This is a genomic window from Rhizobium sp. P43 (genome assembly GCF_056730705.1).
In genome coordinates this window covers 2,448,478-2,467,455 of sequence record NZ_CM161539.1, presented here as the reverse complement: position 1 = coordinate 2,467,455, position 18,978 = coordinate 2,448,478, and the positions used below count along the sequence as shown (strand labels likewise).

Here is an 18,978-nt window from a genome sequence, read left to right as displayed (position 1 = left end):
ATTGCGACCTTCTATCTGCGGCTGTATCAGGTTGGGGCAGTTGATTCAGCGTAGAGTACATGCCCCGAGAAACACCTTTTTCCGTCGTTGTTGGCCGATTGCTTGACGCTTGGATCACAACATCACCTGACCGTCCCGTAAGACCTGAGAGCATCTACAGTCGTGTACTGGATCTTCTGACTTTGAAGATGCGGCTGACGCTGATCGAGATCAGAGGCTCCGATCCACTGGACTGGCACATGCGCACGGTCCGCCATTCCGGCTTCACCTCCCGCCTGCTCGACATCAACAGCCTGTTCTCCGATGGTCGCCTCGGCGATTTCAAGGACCGCGCCTACATGGAGCAGTCGGTCATCCCGCGCCTGACCGATGTCGTTGCGCGCCAGCAGCCTGCAACGGAGCTTGTTCGGACGAAGCTTCTTGGTGTCAGCGTCGGATATGACCGGATTTTGTTGCCGCAGAAGAAGGCGGGCGGCTCCGAATGGGTGATATCCTCGTCCTATGCGCAGTTCATGCTGGGCCAGCCCGCCGCCCGCGAAACGCTTGATGCGGCCGATGAGGCGGTCGTCCAGCTGCTGATCGAGGGCTCGACCGCCAAGGAGATCGCCGAGCTCTTAGGCCTGTCCCATCGCACGGTGGAGCACAGGCTGGAAAAGCTGAAGCAGCGGTACGGCGCGCGCAACACCGTCCATCTCGTGGCCATGCTGGTCGCGGCGCATATCGATCACGCGCCAGCCCGTTGACCCGTGATCCGCAGGGAATGCCTGCGACAAGTTTGTCGCCGTTGATGTTCCAAGCCGTGACTTTTTCGCATTGACTGACGCCGAAGCGGTCACGCTTGCTTGTAAATTCTTTAGCGGAACAACTGCGAGATTACGTCGGGTGCCGTGTTGGAGATCGACAGCGCCTGGATGGCAAGTTGCTGCTGTGTTTGAAGCGCCTTCAGCCTTGTCGATTCCTCATTCATATCGGCATCGACAAGGCGACCGATCCCGCTCTCGATATTGGCCGCGAGCCGTGCGGCAAATTCCGCCTGCATATCGATGCGCGTCTGCAGCGCGCCAAGCGTTGCCGCCGCATCTACTACCCGCGCCGTCGCGGTCTCCATGTAGTTGATATAGGTCCGCACCCAGTCCGGGTTTTGCACGATATCAATGTTCATGAAGTCGATGGAGGGGATGGGCTCGTGGCTGACCGTGATGTCGCTGAAGCCGATCCGTGATCCGCTCCCGGCCCGGCGATCGGCCAGTGGATCGAGAACCATCGAAACGCCGGTACCCGTATCCGATATGATCACGTCCGGCCAGTCGGCCTGCATCAGCGAGGTCAGCAGCGTGACCATTTCCGCCGAGCTTGACACCGTCCCATCGGTCTTGCCGAGCAGGTTGTTCACATAGGTCCGGTCGAAGGAATAGGTCTTCGGGCTTTCGCTGTTCACATAGAAGCTGAACGTCACCTCAATACCATCGGGTTCCTCGCCATCACGGAAAACCTGGAATGAGTCGAAGGGCAGCGTCATCTGCGAACCGCGCGGTGCCTGGGCGGACGTGTTGCTCAAGCCGTGAGATCCCGACGTGACCTGCGACGTGAGATTGCTGATTTCGATGTAGGAGCCGTCAAGCCCGGAGTTTTGTAGGGTTAGTATCTGGTAGACGTCAGGTTCGATACCATTTGGATAGTCGTTGTCGTATTGCAGGCCTGCTGCCGCCCCAGTGTTGTTCACCGATAAAGCCATGTTCAGTACTTGCGCAAACGCTTTGTGGTCGGCGACGACGCCATTCCAACTTGGGAAATGCGTATCCAGAAATGTCTTGTCGATAGTGACACCGACGGTTGTTTTACCAGGATTATAGGGCGGCGAGATGCCGTGAGACGGCTCATCTCTGTCTACGGTAACGTCGAAGGTTATTGCATCGCCGGTGCCTGTCAGATCGAGCGGGCCGGAAAAGACGATATCCCGAACTCGCGCTACCGATGCCGAATTCCAGTTAGGCCCCCAAACCTTTGCGCCATCAATCTCGCTCCACAGATCTCGCATGCCCGCAATCGTCTCGATATCCCGCGGATCTCTCTCCAGGAGGCCGCCTCCCGTGCTGTTGAACAGTGAGATCTCCGAGAGATCCACGGTCATCGACTTGGTCGACACGCCCCCATTGCTGTCGCGCACGAAGGAGGAGAGGACCTGGGTCTTGTTGATGTTGACGTCATAGATGTCGGCGATGTCGGTGGTCAGCCAGTTCTGGCCGGAAAAGCTCGCGGAGTCGGTGATCGACTTCACCTGATCCTTCAACTGGTCCAGTTCCGTCTGAACCTTGGCCTTGTCCACGCCCTCTTCGGTGGCGGCAACCAGGCGCGCCTGGAATTCGGTCAGCACGTCAATCACCGAAGTCATCCCGGCATAGGCCGTATCGACCTTGGCTGCCCCAAGACCCAGCGCATCCGCGGCAGCCGAAATGGCCTTGCTGTCAGAGCGCATCGTCGTCGAAATCGACCAATAGGCGGCATTGTCTGCGGCGATCGCGACCCGAAGGCCGGAGCTCACGCGTTCCTGTGTTGCCTGCAGATCGGAAGACAGGCTTCTCAGCGTTTGCAAGGCTGTCATTGCAGGAAGATTGGTAAGGATGCTCGTCATCGAAATCAGACCGCCCAGAGGAAAAACCAGAAAATCATTCATGAGAAATGACCCCGGCGACCGTTATGGTTTCGAAATGGTTAACGCCCCTATGAAGTTTCATCCGTAAAAATACGGAGGTATCAAAATTTCTCGAAGTCCGTCTGTCACAGGCGAAACGACGCGCTGCTCACAGCTTCACCTTCACCGGCCGCCAGACGATCGTCTCCGGCGTGCGGTCATAGGGGTTGTCCATCAGCGTCACTTTGCAATTGCGCGTGTTGCAGCGGCTGCAGCGAAATTTCAGCGAGAAGGGGTCCCGGCCGTGACCGTAGAATGTGGCCAGGTCTTTCGCCAGAAACCGCCCCTGGTTCTGGCATTCCCGGCAGGTGGCGACCACGAGGAAGTTGTGGCGCAGCGCTTTTCCGAGTGTGTTTATCGTCTGGGTCATCAGACGATTTTGAACAAAACAAGAACATCGTCAAGTACTGAGATGCGCGCAATACGCTACAGACGCCGGTTTTCAAGGCTTTTTGCCTCTTCCGGCGCCTGCCGTATGCCATCTGCTAGGTCACTGAAAATTAACTATAAATCCTTCGCTCTGTAAGCCAACTGTTAACCTTGATCTTCCTATAAAGGAGGCGCTTCCACCAAGGTAATGCGTCGAGAAGCGCTCGGTTTCTGTATTGCGTATCGGGGAGGGCGTCATCCACGGCGTCCTCCCGCGCGCAACCGCCGGGCGTCGAAAGGGCATGAAGCCCTCCTGGTGGCGGACGGGTCAAACCGTCGCTTTCAAACAGCTTTCCAGACAATGAAATGCAAACGAGCCTCCACGCCGGCTGGCGGGAGGCTCCATGATGTTCTACGTCGCAATCAGGCTGCGGTGAGGAACTCCGCGCAGTAGCTCTTTCCGCCCTGCGTCCCCGGGCGATCGACAACAGTGCGAACACCGCGAATGATGTAATCGGACGATACGGTCAGCTGCACCTCGCAGCGCAGGTACTCCGTGCGGGCGCGGGTCAGCAGTTTGCCCCGCTTGCCGTCGCCGAGATCCTCGTAGGTCGCCGGAATGACGCGGGTGTTATAACCCCCACGCCAGGTATAAAGCGTCGAAGAACCGGAGGCCACGTCCGCGACCGGCGGGCCGAACTTGGCAAAGAAGGCGCCGGCCTGCTGACCGTTCCACCGGGCCTCGATTTCGTTGGTCGGCACTCCGCCCACCGAAGTGCAGCCGGCCATTGCCACGCAGACCGTTGCGATCAGTCCATTCCTGGTGCTTTTCACCAAATTCATTGTCACTGTCCCTTGAACCCCATCAAGACCGCCGTCGGCGCTGCGCCAGGCACGTCCGGTCCAGCTCTGCTTTACTGCGAAAGCGTGGCGGGCGAAACGGGAGCGCTTGCTGCTAAGCCGCAATTTTTTGTCAGGTGGCTTCTCCGCAACGGCGTGATTGTCGGCTTGTCGCTGTGCTCGAAGGGGCCGACGACCGATTGAGGTTCACCGCCCTTCCGGCAATGAATTCAGCAACATGCGGGTCGTCGTCACGAAAACTTCAACTTTATCGCCGCTTTTTTCGTTTCCATGCTTGTGCAACGAAAATCGCTGGTCTATAGAGGCGCCGCTGGTCACGGAGTGTAGCGCAGTCTGGTAGCGCACCACGTTCGGGACGTGGGGGTCGAGTGTTCGAATCACTCCACTCCGACCAGTCGATGCTCCCGACATCATCATCATTTTCCTGAATTTTCTTCTCCCCCAGTGAGATATGTCACAGGCGCATGGCGGCGCGTGCCTGTGTTGAATTGTAATCAATGCAAACAATGGTAGCAGACATGCATCCCGATTTGCGTTGGAAATCCTGAATGCGAGTTGCAAGCCGTTGCTTGAGAAGGAAGATTAGTCTAAGTTTAAGTGCATAAGGTCCAGTGCAGTCTTGCACACCAATGTCGTGCATTCTACCAATAATTGTAATTGATACGGTTTGGTGAGCATGATTCAGAGCACGAAGAGGCGTCGTCAGCGCCAGGATAAGGTAACGCTTTCAGACGTTGCTCAGAAAGCGGGGGTGAGTGCGATAACCGTGTCTCGCGCCCTCCGAGACCCTGAAAAAGTATCTCCGCAGTTGCGCGACACGATCCTGAGCGTTGTGGAGCAGATGGGCTATGTGCCGGATCTTGCTGCCCGCGCTCTCGCCAGCAAGAACAGCGGTCTCGTGGGTGTCGTCTCTCCCGTTTTGACCAGCCATTCCTTTCTCGCCCTCATTCGCGGTATCGAGGATCGTGTTCGACCTTCCGATTTGCGCATCCAATATGCAAACCCCGGGGCCGACAGCGAAGACCAGCTCCGTCAGCTGCGCTTCTTCCTGTCTCAAAATCCAGCCGGTCTGATCCATGTCGGGCAGATGGATGATCCCGCGATCGATGATCTCCTGCGTCGTGCCCCCTGTCCCGTGGTCGAAGTCATGGATATCAGCCGACAGCCGTCAGACATGGCGGTCGGTATCGACCACCGGCTTGCCGCAGAAGCGGCCACACGGCACCTTCTTGAAAAGGGATACAAACGCATCGCAATGCTGGGCGGTCTCTGGGATTTTCGTGCCAGGCGCCGCTTGGAAGGTTTCAAGGCCGTGATGGAGGAGGCAGACCTCTTCGATCCTGCCCTTGTACTCTCCGTCGATACCAGCAGCAGCGTTGGCCTTGGTTGCCATTTGCTGGATCGGCTGAAAAGCGAGTTCCCGGATGTCGACGCTGCCTTCTGCCACAATGACGATATCGCCCTTGGCGTGCTCTTCGAATGTCAGCGCCGGGGCATTGCCGTTCCCGAGGATTTCGGCATCTGCGGCTTCAATGATCTGGAATATGCGGGTTTCGCTTTTCCGGCGATCACGTCTGTGCGTGTTCCCCGCTATGAAATCGGCTATCGCGCGGTGGACATGATCATCCGCGCGACCGGATCGGGCACCTACCCGTCCAAGGTCGTCGATCTCGGCTATCAGCTCGTCAAACGCGGCTCGACGGACCGCGAGGGGTGACGTCAGCCACGCCTCGGGCCGTCATGCTGTAAAACTTGTTACGCCGCCCGTCTCATCCGCTGCCCCGCTGCTGCGCCATTCTGCTGATCACCGAGGTTGAACTGGCCAATCATGCCGCGCAGCTTGTTGGCTTCGCTTGCGAGCGTGGAAGCCACAGCACTGCTTTCTTCGACCATGGCGGCATTCTGCTGGGTCATCTGATCCATGCCGTTGACGGCGCTGTTGACTTCAACCAGGCCGGAAGACTGTTCGCGTGCTGCCGTTGAAATGGCAACGATGTGATCATTGATCTCCACGATCAACTGGCTGATCGATTTCAGCGCTCCGCCAGTGTCGCTGACCAGCCTGACGCCGGAGGCAACTTCCGTTGCAGAATTCTGGATCAGGTCCTTGATCTCCTTGGCGGCCTTGGCCGAGCGCTGGGCAAGTTCGCGAACTTCCTGAGCCACCACAGCAAATCCGCGTCCCGCTTCACCGGCGCGTGCCGCCTCGACACCGGCATTCAGCGCCAGAAGATTGGTCTGGAAGGCTATCTCGTCGATGACACCAATAATGTTGGAGATCTTCGAGGAGGAGACTTCGATACGGCTCATCGCATCCACGGCCTGGGACACCACCTCTCCGGATTTTTCGGCACTCGCCTTGGCAGAGCCAGCGACGTCCCGGGCATCCTGTGCGCGTTGCGCTGACGCGCTGACGTTGGACGTAACTTCCTCTAGCGCCGCTGCCGTCTCCTCAAGATTGGCCGCCTGGCTCTCGGTCCGCCGTGAAAGGTCGCCCACACCCTGCGTAATCTCGCGGGTCCCTTGGCTAATGATCTCGACACTGCTCGATATCTCGCGAAAGGTGTCGCAAAGCTGGGAGACCGAGCGGTTGAGATCGTGGCGCAGAAATTCGAATTCGGCTGAGAACGGCTCGGTGAGCTGGAAGCCGAAGTCCCCGGAACAAAGACGTTTCAGGGAGTCACCGAGGGAGCTGACCGTGCGCACCCGGGCCGTAACATCGGTGGCGAACTTGACGATTTTCACGACCTTGCCATGGTTGTCCAAGATCGGATTGTAGGAGGCGGAGATGATGACTTCCTTGCCGCTCTTCGTCCTTCGCGGGAACTCGGCGGCGACGTATCGGCCATCACGAAGGGTTTGCCAGAACGTCTTGTATTCCTCGGAATTGGCATGCGCCTTCTCGACGAACATACTGTGATGCCGTCCGACAATCTCATGCAGTGAATAGCCCATGAGATCGGTGAAGTTGTGATTGGCGTTTATGATATTGCCATCAACGGTGAACTCGATGATCGCCTGGGAGCGGGAGATCGCCGTGATCTGGGCCGCGAAATCGACATCCATAAGGCGAGCCTTGGCATCGGTCCACTCGACCACGAAGCCAACGGTTTTCGCGCCCCGCTTTAGCGGGGTTATCAACAGGTCATAGATGCGATTGCCGATTGTGATGGTCGTGCGGTTGGCGGTCTTCGCAGCTAAGATGTTGCTCAGCGCCGAGCGGGGCTTGCAGAAGATGTCGATATTGCTGCCGATCAGGCTCGCGACGCTGAATGTCGGCAATTCCTTCTTCAGGTCCGCCTCAGCGGCTTTGAGAAGCTCCACCAATGCCGGATTCATGTAGGTAATGTTAAGATTGCCGTCGGCCACCATGACATTCGCCTGCAGCGCCTCCAGCGCCAACATCTTCGCTACGTTCTTCGAACTTCCAAAACCTGGCAGTTGCATATGTCCTCCGGTTGCTGTTTTGCGCTGCCGCACGTTCGGCGCGTTGGTGTCCGTATCGGTAAGAGCAAAAACTTAAGGCAGCGATTAAGGTCCTAGTCCTTTTTTGGGTGCGAGCGAGTTGGTCCGATCAAGTTCGATCACTATTTCGTAACTACAGCGGTGCCCATACACCGCCACAGGCCTTTGGTTGCCAAGGGTTTGAAAGTATTGGCGGAAGACCTCAAGTGTCTGCATAGCGGTGACGCTGCGATCCGGCGGCAGGCCGGTCTGGGCTGTTCCGGCCAGTCACATCCCGTTACCCGGGGACAGTGCCGAGTGCATTATCCGCACAATCGCTCCACGGTTGCGCTGCGGGCGATCACTACGCCCATACGGAAAGCGTTCATGCCGTGTCGATACGCGGACGCGAGGCGTATCTATGAAAGTCGGAAAGCTTGTCTGGCCCTGTTTACGGACGCGCCGGTCATCCACGTAAAACGGCCCGCACAAGAGCGGGCCGGTCGTGGCAGTCATAGGAACTTGGATCTCAGCCGTCGATGTCATCCAACAACTGGCGCGCAGCGCTTGTCGTCACACGGCGGGTTTCCACTTCGTCGCGGCGGCTGGCCAAAAGTTCGGTGGCCAGCAGCTGCTCGGCAAGATCCGCTGGCAGCGACAGGATCACACGGCCGTCATGGGCGTTCAGCTCGCCGAGTTCCGAGCGCTTGGCTGATATCATGCCGCCGGCCACCGTGTTGTTGGTGTCCGGATCGATCAGGATGAAGGCGCCGGTGCCGCGGTTCTGCTCATAGGGGTCGAAGATCGCGGTCTCGTCGAAGGACAGATGCACCTTGCCGATGGCATTCATCTGGAGCATCTCGGCCGCCTGCCACTTGCCGGACTTGAGATCCAGCTGCTGCACCGGCTGCACCTGCACGCGCTGGCGACGCGAACCGGCCTTCAGCCAGTAGCGCTTGGCCGGTATGATACCATCCGGCTGCAGCGCCACGATCTGCGCGTCGAAGGCAAGACCCGTCTGCGGCTGGGCATCGAGCGAGACGATCATGTCGCCGCGCGCCACGTCCACCTGACGGTCGAGTACCAGCGTGATCGCGTCACCGGCAACGGCTGCGTTGCGCACCAGGTCGAAGGTGACGATCTGCTTGACATTGGCGACCTGGCCGGAGGGCAGGATGGCCACGCTGTCGCCGGGCTTCACCGCGCCGCCGGCCACCGTGCCCTGATAGCCGCGAAAGCTTTCGCCCGGACGCGAGACGCGCTGGACGGGCAGACGGAAACCGGTCGACTGGCCGGAGCGCAGGGTGGCGAGTTCCAGCGTCTCGACCAGCGTCGGGCCTTCATACCACGGGATCACCGACTTGCCGGAATAGACGACGTTTTCGCCCTGCAGCGCCGACATCGGGATGGCTGTCACCTGGCGCACGCCGAGGGTCAGCGCCAGTGCCTTGAACTCGGTGCTGATCTGGTCGAACACGGCCTTGTCGTAGCCGACGAGGTCGAACTTGTTCACCGCCAGCACGAACTGCTTGATGCCCATCAGCGAGGCGATGGTGGCATGGCGACGGGTCTGTTCCAGGAGGCCGGCACGAGCGTCAACCAGCAGGATGGCGAGGTCCGCCGTCGAGGCGCCGGTTGCCATGTTGCGGGTATATTGCTCGTGGCCGGGTGTGTCGGCCACGATGAAGGAGCGGCGGTCGGTGGCGAAATAGCGATAGGCGACATCGATGGTGATGCCCTGTTCGCGCTCCGCCTGCAGGCCGTCGAGCAGCAGGGCGAAATCGGGCAGGCCGAGATCGTTCTGCTGGCCGGAATCGCGGCGCAACGTCGCCGCCTGGTCTTCCTTGACGGCCTTGGTATCCCACAGCAGGCGACCGATCAGCGTCGACTTGCCGTCATCGACGGAGCCGCAGGTGATCAGGCGAAGGGGACGCGAGTCGCGGATGACGGGTGCGGCTTCGGTCTGGGTTGCCTCGGTGGCGAGGGCGGTATTGGCAGCTGCGGTCATCTCAGAAATATCCTTCGCGCTTCTTCTTTTCCATCGATCCGGCCTGGTCGCGGTCGATGGCGCGGCCCTGGCGTTCGGAGACGGTGGCGATTTCGAGTTCGGCGATCACCGCGTCGAGGGTGGTCGCATTGGAGCGGATGCCGCCGGTCAGCGGCCAGCAGCCGAGGGTGCGGAAGCGCAGCATGCCTTCCTGGATCTGTTCGCCGGGCAAGGCCTCGAAGCGTGGGTCTTCGGCCCACATCAGCATGCCGTCGCGTTCCACATATTTCTGCTTCTTCGCATAATAGAGCGGCGGCAGTTCGATGTTTTCGGCCTGGATGTAGCGCCAGATGTCGACTTCGGTCCAGTTCGACAGCGGGAAGGCGCGCACGCTTTCACCCCGGCGGATCATGCCGTTATAGATGTTCCAGAGTTCCGGGCGCTGGTTGCGCGGATCCCATTTGTGGTCGGGCGTGCGGAAGGAGTAGATGCGTTCCTTGGCGCGGGAGGCTTCCTCGTCGCGACGCGCGCCGCCGAAGGCCGCGTCATACTTGCCGGCGTCGAGCGCCTGGCGCAGCGCTTCCGTCTTCATCACATCGGTATGATAGGCCGAGCCATGGGTGAAGGGGCCGATACCCTCTTCCTTGCCCCGCGGATTGGTGTGCACGATCAGGTCGAGATCGAACTTCTCCGCCGTCGCATCGCGAAACGCGATCATCTCGGGGAATTTCCAGCCGGTGTCGATATGCAGAAGCGGGAAGGGCACGCGACCGGGGAAGAAGGCCTTGCGTGCCAGGTGCAGGAGCACGGACGAATCCTTGCCGATCGAATAGAGCATGACCGGCTTCTCGAACTCGGCTGCCACTTCGCGGAAGATATAGATCGCCTCATTCTCGAGCGCCTTCAGATGCGGATCGAGCGGCGGCTTGGTGACGGGATCCTTGGAATGCGGATCGAATTCGGATGTGTGTGTGTGCATGGTCTCTGTCTGCCTTGATGGCCATCGACGATGGCATTTCGTGGCACCCCCCTCTGCCTGCCGGCATCTCCCCCACACGGGGGGAGACCGAAATCCGCTTCCCGAGCGCCCAGTCCAGGCAGGGAGGCGAGTGGCTGGCGCCCCGCTCTCCCCCCTTGTGGGGGAGATGTCACGAAGTGACAGAGGGGGGTGAATTCTCGTTCCTACTCAAGCCGGCGCCGCGACCGAAGACGCTGCTGCCTCCGGCACATGCAACCCGCATTCGCGCTTCTCGTCATTCTCCCACCACCAGCGCCCGGCGCGCTCCGGTTCACCCGGCTTGATCGCACGGGTACAGGGCTCGCAGCCGATCGAGGGGTAACCGCGCTTGTGCAGCGGATTGGTGGGGACGCTCTCGGCCTCGACGTAAGTGTTGATGTCGTCAATCGACCAGTCGGCGAGCGGGTTCACCTTGATCAGGTCGCGCTCGGCGTCATATTCCGCAAACGGGGTGGCCGCGCGGTTGCCGGACTGGGAGCGGCGCAAACCGGTGATCCAGAAGCGGGCACCGGCAAGCGCTTGCCCCAGCGGAACCAGCTTGCGCACATGACAGCAGGCATGCCGAGCCTCGACGCTCTCGTAGAAGCCGTTCAAACCATACTTCGCCGCATAGGCATCGATGTCGTCCTGGCGCGGATGGAAGCGCTTGATCGCAATCCCGAAACGCTCTTCGGTCTCGGCGATCAAGTCCACCGTCTCCTTGAAGAGGCGGCCCGTCTCCAGCGTCGAGACATCGATCGGAAGGTTGGCGAGCCCGATCGCCGCGGTAATCACCTGATCCTCGATGCCGAGCGAGGTCGTGAAAACAGCCCTTCCATCAAGGCCCGCGACGATGCGCAGGCGCTCGGTGAGGTCGGCCGAGGCGAGTTGCTGGTCCAGCGTCCGGGCCAGGTCTGCGGATGTGTTCGTAGTCATCATGGGATCCCTGCTCAGTGACGCCATTATCCGGCATGAGCGGCGGGACGGACAGAAATCGACGTTCGCCGAGTTGCATCGAAAGAGCAAATATCTCTCTCGCATGCAGATATCGCGGCAATTCGTGCCGCACGGCTGAAATGACCCGTGGCACGGCGCGGGAATTTGCGCTATGGCCGAGGCACGATTTGAAGCCGCTCATGGCAGACATTGACGATCGATGATCACACAGAAAGCCAAGTATGCGCTGAGAGCGCTGACGCTTCTTGCCAGGGCTGAGCCGGGCGAGCCGATCCAGATCCCCGATATCGCCGACAAGCAGAAGATTCCGAAGAAATTCCTTGAGCAGATCATGCTGGATCTGAAGCGTGGTGGCATGGTGGAAAGCCGGCGCGGCAAGCAGGGCGGCTATCTGCTGCATCGTCCGGCCACCGAAATCACCTATGGCGAAGTGCTGCGGCTGATCGACGGTCCTGTTGCACCCTTGCCCTGCCTGTCGCTCACGGCCTATCGCCGTTGCGAGGATTGCGATGGCGAAACCGATTGCGAGATTCGGCGGGTCTTTGCCAAGGTGGCCGACGAGACGCGTGCTGTTCTGCTGTCGACCAGCCTGGCAGACGCTGCCGCAAAGGCGGACGATCTCGCCCATTGAGCCTCGTGGGGCACCCTTTCTCGCGTCAATCACAAACGAAAAGAAAGCCCCGCAGCCTTGGCTGCGGGGCCCCACACGCACCCTGAAGATCAGGAGGCGTTGGAGATGGAGCGGTTGACGAGGGTCACGGTCTTGTCGGCGTTGACCTTGTAGATCTCGCGAACGTCCTGGCCGCTGCCATTGTTGAAGGTGTGGAAGAAGGTCGAGCCGGCGGGTGCCTTTTCGAGCGTGACATTGGCGTTGTCATAGGTGATCGAGCCCGGGATCGGCTGGACGGCGGCGAAGGCGGAAGTGCCGGCTGCGAGGGCGATGAGGGTGGCGGAGATGATGGTCTTCATGGTCGTGTTTCCTTGTGGAGCGTTGGGTGTGGCGGCGGCCCGGTTTGGGGCGGGGGAGAGGGGACCGGACCGACCGCCGAGAGGTATTGCGTCCTGGGAGGCGCGTTATCGTTCGCTTCGAGATTACGAAGCGTTGGAGACCTGGCGATCAACCAGGGTCACCGACTTGTCGGCATTGACCTTGTAGATCTCGCGAACATCCTGGCCGCTGCCGTTGGAGAAGGTGTGGAAGAAGGTCGAGCCGGCTGGTGCCTTTTCGAGCGTGACATTGGCGTTGTCATAGGTGATCGAGCCCGGGATCGGCTGGACGGCGGCAAAAGCCGAGGTGCCGGCTGCGAGGGCGATGAGGGTGGCGGAGATGATGGTCTTCATGGTCTTGGTTCCTTGTCTAGGGTTAGGTTGGCGGCGGCTCGGGGTCTGAGGGGGAGGGCCGAGCCAGCCACCGGGGTCTTCTGTGCGTCTTGGGAGGCGCGTTAATTACGAAGCGTTGGAGATCTGGCGATCAACCAGGGTCACGGTCTTGTCGGCGTTGACCTTGTAGACTTCGCGAACGTCACGGCCATCACCGTTGTTGAAGGTGTGGAAGAAGGTCGAACCGGCAGGTGCCTTTTCCAGCTGGACGTTTGCGTTGTCATAGGTGATCGAGCCCGGGATCGGCTGGACGGCGGCGAAAGCGGCCGAGCCAGCAGCGATGGAGATGAGGGCGGCAGAGATGATGGTCTTCATGGTCGTGTTTCCTTATCTTGAAGAGAGCTGGCCTTCACGGTCTCAGCTGTAGGTTGCGTTTCAGGGTGTGCTTCACCTGTGTTGCGGGTCGCCTTCTGCGTCAGTCGTTCGACATGGAACGGGAGACGATGGAGACGGTCCGGTCTGGGTTCACCTTGTAAATCTCGTGCACCTCGGTGCCGTTGAGATAGAAGGTGTGGAAGAAGTTCGAACCGGCGGGGGCCTGTTCGAGCCTCGGTTGGGCACCGCCATAGGTGATGGAGCCCGGGATTGGCTGCATCGCAGCAGCGGCCGACGTGGCCAGGGGAGCGGCCAGTATGGAGGTCAAGATTGCTGCTGCGATGGTCTTCATGAGTGTGTGCCTTTAGAACCTTGCTTAATCGAACTGCTCGGTTCGATGATTGAGATATGGCGTAGAGGAATTTGGTTTGCAAGAGCCCTTTGCGCACAATCGAACTGATTGGTTCGGCAAGTGTACTCGGTATCAGGGATGATACTTGCGGAGAGATGTGAGTGAAATCAGCGCGTTAGCGTTGAAGGACACTGTCATTTAACTATGACATACAACGATTATTTTCTACTGCTTTCACCCTTTCGTGACTGCGATTGAGGGGGGGGCGAGAGGGTCCTGGCTGTGTTCTGAGAGCCATTCTCACGATCAGGGAGCCGCACAATTCTGGTTCTCTGACCCCTCGCGGAGCCGCCGCATGTCGCTTGCCAAAGGCCATTCGCTGATGGCCGGATCCAGCCTGCGAGACGCGTGTGCTGGTTCGGACGAAGAGCAGCGCGATTTCGTGCCGCCACCGGATCGCGACAGATTTCATCACGAACCAGGCGCGCAGCAGCGCTTCCATTCCGCCACGACACCCGCTGACGAGCACGGTTTTGCTATTTTTCCGGCCACGTTGACTAAGACGACCCGTTCGGTAGTCTTAAATCGTTAACGCCAGAGAGGAGGCACAGACATGACGTGCATGGGAAAACATCTATCGGCGTTTCTGGTCGGCCTGAGCTTGTCCACGGGTCTGGTCTTGCCGGCGGGCGCTGCGGAGCTGCTCAACGTCTCCTACGACCCGACCCGCGAATTCTATCAGGACTACAACGCCGCCTTCGCGAAGCACTGGCTTGCGGAAACCGGCGAGACCGTCACCATCGACCAGTCGCATGGCGGCTCCGGCCGGCAGGCGCGCGCCGTGATGGAAGGCCTGGGCGCCGATGTCGTCACACTTGCCCTGCAAAGCGACATCGACATCATCGTCGAACGCTCCAAGCTCATCGCTCCCGACTGGCGGGCACGTTTGCCGAACAACTCGGCCCCCTATACCTCGACCATTGTCTTCCTGGTCCGCCAGGGCAATCCCAAGGGCATCAAGGACTGGGGCGATCTGGTCAAGGGCGACGTCGAGATCGTCACGTCCAACCCGAAAACCTCGGGCGGCGCGCGCTGGAACTATCTCGCCGCCTGGGCCTGGGCGAACCGGGAATTTGCCGGCGACCAGCAGAAGATCCGCGACTATGTCGCCGAGATCTACCGCCGCGCGCCCGTGCTCGATGCCGGCGCCCGCGCCTCGCTGACCACCTTCGCCCAGCGCGAGATCGGCGATGTGCTGATCTGCTGGGAGAACGAGGCCCATCTGGCTGGCAAGGAATTCGGCAGCGACGCCTTTGAAATCGTCACGCCGTCGCTCTCGATCCTCGCCGAGCCACCCGTGGCCGTGGTCGATCGCAATGTCGACCGCGACGGAACCCGTAAGCAGGCGGAGGCCTATCTGAACTACCTCTATTCCCCGGAAGGCCAGCAGTTGATTGCCAAGCACTTCTACCGTCCCTCGCGCCCGGATCTCGTTCCGGCCGGCTCGGGCACGGAGCTGCCGAAGCTTGATCTCGTCACCATCGACGATCCGCTCTTCGGTGGCTGGGCCAAGGCGCAGCCCGAACATTTCGGCGAAGGCGGCATCTTCGACCAGATCTACCGCCCCTGACGGGCGGCTCCTCCCGAGGCAGGAAGGCGGCTCCGAAAGGGCCGCCTTTTCTGTTTTGCGCCGCCCCTTCTCATCTCACCGGCAGATCAAGCAAAGGTGAGGTCGAAAAACCGGCGGGGCGCACTACCCTTGAGGATAGGATTGAACCCCATCCGGAGCCGATCATGACCCCTTCCTTCAGCCTATCCTTGCTCAAGCCTTCGCTGCCCGCCGCCGCCCTGGCCGGCGGTCTTCTCCTTGCCGGTGCCGCCGTCGCCCATCACGGCTGGTCCTGGGCCGAGGCAGACCAAATCAACCTGACCGGCAAGATCACCGCGATCTCCTTTGCCCCGCCGCATCCAACGCTGGAACTCGACACCGCCGAAGGCCCATGGCGTATCGAGCTCGGCAATCCCGGCCTCACCCAGCGCTCCGGCTTCGTCGAAGGCGTCGTTGCCGTCGGCGACGAGATCACCGTGCGCGGCAACCGCTCGCTCGACCCGGAGGAAAAGCGCCTCAAGGCCGTGCGGGTGATCGTGGCCGGCAAGAACTACGATATCTATCCGAACCGCATCGTGACCAACTGAAGCCATGGAATGGCTGGCAGTCCTTGGCGATACGATGCTGGCCCGGGCGTTCATCCGCGCGCCGGTGCTCTACATCATAGCCAATGCCAGCCATATCCTCTCGCTCGGCATGCTCCTCGGCGCGACGGTCATCCTCGACCTGCGCCTGCTCGGGGCCTTCGCCGGACTGCCGCTTGGCGAGACGGTTAGGATCCTGTCACGCATCGCTGCCATCGCCCTCGCATCCGCGATCCTGACCGGTGCCTTGCTGTTTTCGGTCCAACCGCTCGATTATGCGGCCAACACGGCATTCCTGACCAAGCTCGGTCTCGTCGCCTTGGGCGCCCTGAACGCGGTCTCCGTGCGCCGATCGCAAGGCTGGAAGGCCGTGCTTGCCGGGGCCCCACCATCCCGAGGACTCCGTCTGGCGGCGGTGCTTTCGCTCGTGATCTGGGTTGCAGCCGTCCTTGCCGGTCGCTGGATCGGTTTTCTCTAGATCGACTTAGCCTGCATCACGGCTTCTGCCACCGCGCAAGCGCCTCCAGCCCCGCAGGCGTCAAGCCGTAGACACCCCGCTCCACCCGTTCGAACCAGCCATAGACATTGTCGGGCAGGATCTTGGCAGCCTCGGGCACGCGGGCCCTGACCTCGATGAGTTTGAGTGGACCGCTTTCCAACGCCGCCGCACAGCCAAGGGCCTGCTGGCGATAGGCGGTCATCTGGGGCGTGCGCGTGCTGCCGCCTGTGACCGGGTCACCCTTGCGCTTCTGGTGCTCGCGCATCAGCCGCGAGCGTCGCTTCGGATTGGTCCTTGGCATCGGCGTCACCGAACCGACGATCACGTTGACCTCCCCATTGTCGGCAACGCCCAGCATGCCGAAACCGAGGCGCCGGCAGAGATCGCGGTATCGTTTGTCGCTCTCGCGCCCCTTGCCCTTGGCGGAGATGCGCGCCGCAATCCACACCTCGTCGGCAACCGAGGCCCGATCGACCGCCTGCAGGATGAGTTCGAGATTGAAGCTGAGCTTCAGCTCGCAGATGACGACGACGGACGGATCGCCATCGCTCAGGCCCACGAGATCGCAGCCGCCGATCTCGCCCTTGACGGTGTAGCCGGCGCCTTCGAGAAAGCTTTTGACGGGAAGATAGAGCGAGGTTTCCATCGGGGGCCGGGATCAGGTTGCGGGCTGACTTGTCCCTAGCGTGCTTCGTGCCTCTGCGTCATCCGAAATCCTTCGAGCGGGGCGGCAAGAACCGGGTGGCCTTGTGTTGGGTCGCTGCGCCATCATCTTTCTGCAGAACCAAGGAGCAGGCCATGTCACCAGACCCGATCGATGATGCCCGCTGGCAGGCGATCCGCACCCGCGACGCGTCGCAGGACGGACTGTTTGTCTACGGGGTCCGCTCCACCGGCATCTTCTGTCGTCCGTCCTGCCCCTCGCGGCCCGCCCGTCCGGAGAATGTCGTGATCCATGAAACGGCGGAAGCCGCCCTTGCGGGCGGCTTCCGAGCCTGTCTGCGCTGTCGTCCGGGTAATCCCGAAAGCTGGTGATCCCTCGGCCTCGCCTCTTGTCACACCAGGAAGATCGAGATGATCGGAAAGGCCGTGAGTAGAACGATGCGGAATACGTCCGCCCCGACGAAGGGCACGATCCCCTTGTAGGTCTCGCGGATCGGGACGTCTTTCGACATGGCCGATATGATGAAGAGATTTAAGCCCACGGGTGGTGTTATCATGCCGATCTCGGCTACCATCAGCACCAGAATGCCGAACCAGATGGCGAAGTGCTCCGGGCTCATGCCGAAATCCATAGCCGTCACGATCGGGAAGAAGATCGGGATGGTGAGCACGATCATGGAGAGCGAGTCCATGATGCAGCCGAAGATGATGTAGAGCACCAGGATGATGATCAGCACCGTCATCGGCGTGAAGCCCTGCGCTGTCACCCATTCCGCGCCCACCTGCGGCAGTCGGGAGAAGGCGAGGAAGGAGTTGAACACCGAGGCACCGAGAATGATGAAGAAGATCATGCCCGTCGAAACGGCGGTCTCCTTGAAGCAGGCGATCAGCGACTGGCGGTCAAGCCCGCCATTGACATAGGCCACGAGCCCTGCGCCGGCGGCACCGACTGCGGCAGCCTGGGTCGGCGTAAACCAGCCAAGATAAATGCCGCCGACGACCGCAAAGAAGATCGCCACGACCGGCCAGACGGCAATCAGGGCCGGCACGCGATCCTTCCACGGAATGCGCGGCGCCTGGCCGGCGCTTTCCGGCTTCAGCCGCACATAGATCGCGATGACGATCAGATAGGAGATCGCCGCAATGATCCCGGGCACAAAGGCGGCGAGGAAGAGCTTGGCGATGTTCTGCTCGGCGAGGATCGCATAGATGACCAGAACGACCGAGGGCGGAATGAGGATGCCGAGCGTGCCACCGGCGGCAAGCGTAGCCGTGGCAAGCCCGCCGGCATAGCCGTTGCGCTTCAGTTCCGGCAGCGCCACCTGCGCCATGGTCGCCGCGGTTGCCAGCGACGAGCCGCAGATCGAGCCGAAGCCGGCACAGGCACCGACGGCGGCCATGGCGACCCCGCCCTTGCGGTGTCCGAGAAAGGCGGCTGCCGCATTGAACAGCGCCTGGCTCATGCCGCCACGCGCCGCAAATTGTCCCATCAGCAGGAAGAGCGGAATGATCGACAGCGAATAATTGACATTCGTATTCCAGGCGATTGCCTTCAGCTGGGCGAGCAGGGGCGTCCATTTGCCAAGCACCAGATAGGTGCCAACCATGCCGGTGGCGAGCATGGCAGCCCCGATCGGGACGCGCAGGAAGATGAGGAGGATAAGGACCGGGAAGGACCAGAGACCGATTTCAATGCTGCTCATCAGTGCGCTCCCATCGCAGCGACGATCGTCTTGCCCTGGCGGATCGCGCGGATATCGGCGGCGATCACATAGAGGCAGACGAGGAGATTGGCGACGAGAAGGACTAGCGCGATGGCATAGCCCCACCACACAGGCAGGAGAAGCAGCGGCGTCGTCTCACCATTGCCGAACTTGTCCATGGTGCCGATGGCATGGCGCCAGGTGATCAGGCCGATCAGAAGCGTAATCAGGATGTCGCCGATCAGCTGCGTCCAGTTCATCGCCTTCGGTCCGAAGGCTGAGATCAGGATATCGACGCCGACATGGCCGCGTTTCAACTGGCAGAAGGGCAGAAAGGCAAAGACGGCAAGGCCGCAGAGCGCCTCGACCAGTTCGATCTCACCCGGAAGAGGGCGGATCGTCAGTGCGCCCAGGATGGAGGCGGCCGTCAGGCCGCAGGCGACTACGAGGCAGACACCGCCGAACACGACAAGGACGGTGGCAAGAGCATGGCAAGCCCGCTCCAATCGTTCGAAGCTGGTGGACACGGCAGTCACCATCAGAAAGTCCTTTGAAAGTAGGCGCAA

At 60.7% G+C, this 18,978-nt stretch carries 22 protein-coding genes and 1 tRNA gene; 9 read left to right on the top strand and 14 right to left on the bottom strand.

What is annotated here, in order from left to right; all coding sequences use genetic code 11:
* The first annotated feature begins 188 nt into the window (after positions 1-188).
* Positions 189-743: a helix-turn-helix transcriptional regulator gene (locus tag AC1PUL_RS12410; RefSeq protein ID WP_480468570.1), complete on the top strand. Its 555-nt coding sequence runs from the start codon at positions 189-191 to the stop codon at positions 741-743.
* A 110-nt stretch (positions 744-853) separates the two neighbouring features.
* Here AC1PUL_RS12410 and AC1PUL_RS12405 read toward each other — a convergent pair whose 3' ends face one another.
* The 3 genes from AC1PUL_RS12405 to AC1PUL_RS12395 form a co-directional block, all read right to left on the bottom strand.
* Positions 854-2,632 (bottom strand): flagellin N-terminal helical domain-containing protein, encoded by a 1,779-nt coding sequence (locus tag AC1PUL_RS12405; protein ID WP_480464489.1) that lies wholly within the window; start codon positions 2,630-2,632, stop codon positions 854-856.
* Positions 2,633-2,801: 169 nt separating this feature from the next.
* Complete coding sequence (locus tag AC1PUL_RS12400; protein ID WP_480464488.1) at positions 2,802-3,062, bottom strand: hypothetical protein; 261 nt, start codon at positions 3,060-3,062, stop codon at positions 2,802-2,804.
* Between the two features lie 422 nt (positions 3,063-3,484).
* Positions 3,485-3,904, bottom strand: a complete 420-nt coding sequence (locus AC1PUL_RS12395; protein WP_480464487.1) for a hypothetical protein — start codon at positions 3,902-3,904, stop codon at positions 3,485-3,487.
* 335 nt (positions 3,905-4,239) lie between these two features.
* On the opposite strand from AC1PUL_RS12395, the gene AC1PUL_RS12390 reads away from it, so the two are divergent.
* Positions 4,240-4,316 (top strand) — tRNA-Pro (locus AC1PUL_RS12390).
* Positions 4,317-4,598: 282 nt separating this feature from the next.
* A complete protein-coding gene (locus AC1PUL_RS12385; RefSeq protein ID WP_480464486.1) occupies positions 4,599-5,639 on the top strand; it encodes a LacI family DNA-binding transcriptional regulator in 1,041 nt (346 codons plus the stop codon).
* Positions 5,640-5,677: 38 nt separating this feature from the next.
* On the opposite strand, the gene AC1PUL_RS12380 is transcribed toward AC1PUL_RS12385, so the two are convergent.
* From AC1PUL_RS12380 to AC1PUL_RS12365, 4 genes are all read right to left on the bottom strand, one after another.
* Positions 5,678-7,369 carry a methyl-accepting chemotaxis protein gene (locus AC1PUL_RS12380; RefSeq protein WP_480464485.1) on the bottom strand — a complete coding sequence of 564 codons (1,692 nt, stop codon included), beginning with the start codon at positions 7,367-7,369 and terminating at the stop codon, positions 5,678-5,680.
* Between the two features lie 526 nt (positions 7,370-7,895).
* Positions 7,896-9,374 carry a sulfate adenylyltransferase subunit CysN gene (gene cysN / locus AC1PUL_RS12375; RefSeq protein ID WP_480464484.1) on the bottom strand — a complete coding sequence of 493 codons (1,479 nt, stop codon included), beginning with the start codon at positions 9,372-9,374 and terminating at the stop codon, positions 7,896-7,898.
* Between the two features lies 1 nt (position 9,375).
* Positions 9,376-10,332, bottom strand: coding sequence for a sulfate adenylyltransferase subunit CysD (cysD, locus tag AC1PUL_RS12370; RefSeq protein WP_480464483.1), 957 nt, complete (start codon positions 10,330-10,332; stop codon positions 9,376-9,378).
* 207 nt (positions 10,333-10,539) lie between these two features.
* On the bottom strand, positions 10,540-11,289 hold the full coding sequence (locus AC1PUL_RS12365; RefSeq protein WP_480464482.1) for a phosphoadenylyl-sulfate reductase: 750 nt from the start codon (positions 11,287-11,289) through the stop codon (positions 10,540-10,542).
* Between the two features lie 217 nt (positions 11,290-11,506).
* Here AC1PUL_RS12365 and AC1PUL_RS12360 point away from each other — a divergent pair, with 217 nt between their 5' ends.
* Complete coding sequence (locus AC1PUL_RS12360) at positions 11,507-11,938, top strand: RrF2 family transcriptional regulator (protein ID WP_480464481.1); 432 nt, start codon at positions 11,507-11,509, stop codon at positions 11,936-11,938.
* A gap of 89 nt (positions 11,939-12,027) precedes the next feature.
* On the opposite strand, the gene AC1PUL_RS12355 is transcribed toward AC1PUL_RS12360, so the two are convergent.
* From AC1PUL_RS12355 to AC1PUL_RS12340, 4 genes are all read right to left on the bottom strand, one after another.
* Positions 12,028-12,276: a hypothetical protein gene (locus AC1PUL_RS12355; protein ID WP_480464480.1), complete on the bottom strand. Its 249-nt coding sequence runs from the start codon at positions 12,274-12,276 to the stop codon at positions 12,028-12,030.
* Positions 12,277-12,399: 123 nt separating this feature from the next.
* Positions 12,400-12,648 (bottom strand): hypothetical protein, encoded by a 249-nt coding sequence (locus AC1PUL_RS12350; protein WP_480464479.1) that lies wholly within the window; start codon positions 12,646-12,648, stop codon positions 12,400-12,402.
* A 105-nt stretch (positions 12,649-12,753) separates the two neighbouring features.
* The gene (locus AC1PUL_RS12345; RefSeq protein WP_480464478.1) at positions 12,754-13,002 is read right to left on the bottom strand and encodes a hypothetical protein; all 249 of its coding nucleotides are present in this window, start codon (positions 13,000-13,002) and stop codon (positions 12,754-12,756) included.
* A 100-nt stretch (positions 13,003-13,102) separates the two neighbouring features.
* Positions 13,103-13,354, bottom strand: a complete 252-nt coding sequence (locus tag AC1PUL_RS12340; protein WP_480464477.1) for a hypothetical protein — start codon at positions 13,352-13,354, stop codon at positions 13,103-13,105.
* A 355-nt stretch (positions 13,355-13,709) separates the two neighbouring features.
* Between AC1PUL_RS12340 and AC1PUL_RS12335 the strand changes: the two genes are divergently transcribed.
* The 4 genes from AC1PUL_RS12335 (at position 13,710) to AC1PUL_RS12320 (ending at position 16,025) form a co-directional block, all read left to right on the top strand.
* Positions 13,710-13,946: a hypothetical protein gene (locus AC1PUL_RS12335; protein WP_480464476.1), complete on the top strand. Its 237-nt coding sequence runs from the start codon at positions 13,710-13,712 to the stop codon at positions 13,944-13,946.
* A 21-nt stretch (positions 13,947-13,967) separates the two neighbouring features.
* Positions 13,968-14,984, top strand: a complete 1,017-nt coding sequence (locus AC1PUL_RS12330; protein ID WP_480464475.1) for a sulfate ABC transporter substrate-binding protein — start codon at positions 13,968-13,970, stop codon at positions 14,982-14,984.
* Between the two features lie 164 nt (positions 14,985-15,148).
* Positions 15,149-15,550, top strand: coding sequence for a DUF6152 family protein (locus AC1PUL_RS12325; protein WP_480464474.1), 402 nt, complete (start codon positions 15,149-15,151; stop codon positions 15,548-15,550).
* Positions 15,551-15,554: 4 nt separating this feature from the next.
* Positions 15,555-16,025, top strand: coding sequence for a DUF6644 family protein (locus AC1PUL_RS12320; RefSeq protein WP_480464473.1), 471 nt, complete (start codon positions 15,555-15,557; stop codon positions 16,023-16,025).
* 16 nt (positions 16,026-16,041) lie between these two features.
* Here the strand turns inward: AC1PUL_RS12320 and AC1PUL_RS12315 are convergent, their stop codons facing one another.
* Complete coding sequence (locus AC1PUL_RS12315) at positions 16,042-16,692, bottom strand: DUF2161 domain-containing phosphodiesterase (RefSeq protein WP_480464472.1); 651 nt, start codon at positions 16,690-16,692, stop codon at positions 16,042-16,044.
* 152 nt (positions 16,693-16,844) lie between these two features.
* Here AC1PUL_RS12315 and AC1PUL_RS12310 point away from each other — a divergent pair, with 152 nt between their 5' ends.
* A complete protein-coding gene (locus AC1PUL_RS12310; RefSeq protein WP_480464471.1) occupies positions 16,845-17,081 on the top strand; it encodes an Ada metal-binding domain-containing protein in 237 nt (78 codons plus the stop codon).
* A 20-nt stretch (positions 17,082-17,101) separates the two neighbouring features.
* Here the strand turns inward: AC1PUL_RS12310 and AC1PUL_RS12305 are convergent, their stop codons facing one another.
* On the bottom strand, positions 17,102-18,412 hold the full coding sequence (locus tag AC1PUL_RS12305) for a TRAP transporter large permease (RefSeq protein ID WP_480464470.1): 1,311 nt from the start codon (positions 18,410-18,412) through the stop codon (positions 17,102-17,104).
* On the bottom strand, positions 18,412-18,951 hold the full coding sequence (locus AC1PUL_RS12300; RefSeq protein WP_480464469.1) for a TRAP transporter small permease: 540 nt from the start codon (positions 18,949-18,951) through the stop codon (positions 18,412-18,414). Before AC1PUL_RS12300 ends, AC1PUL_RS12305 begins: the two co-directional genes overlap by 1 nt.
* Positions 18,952-18,978: the final 27 nt, after the last annotated feature.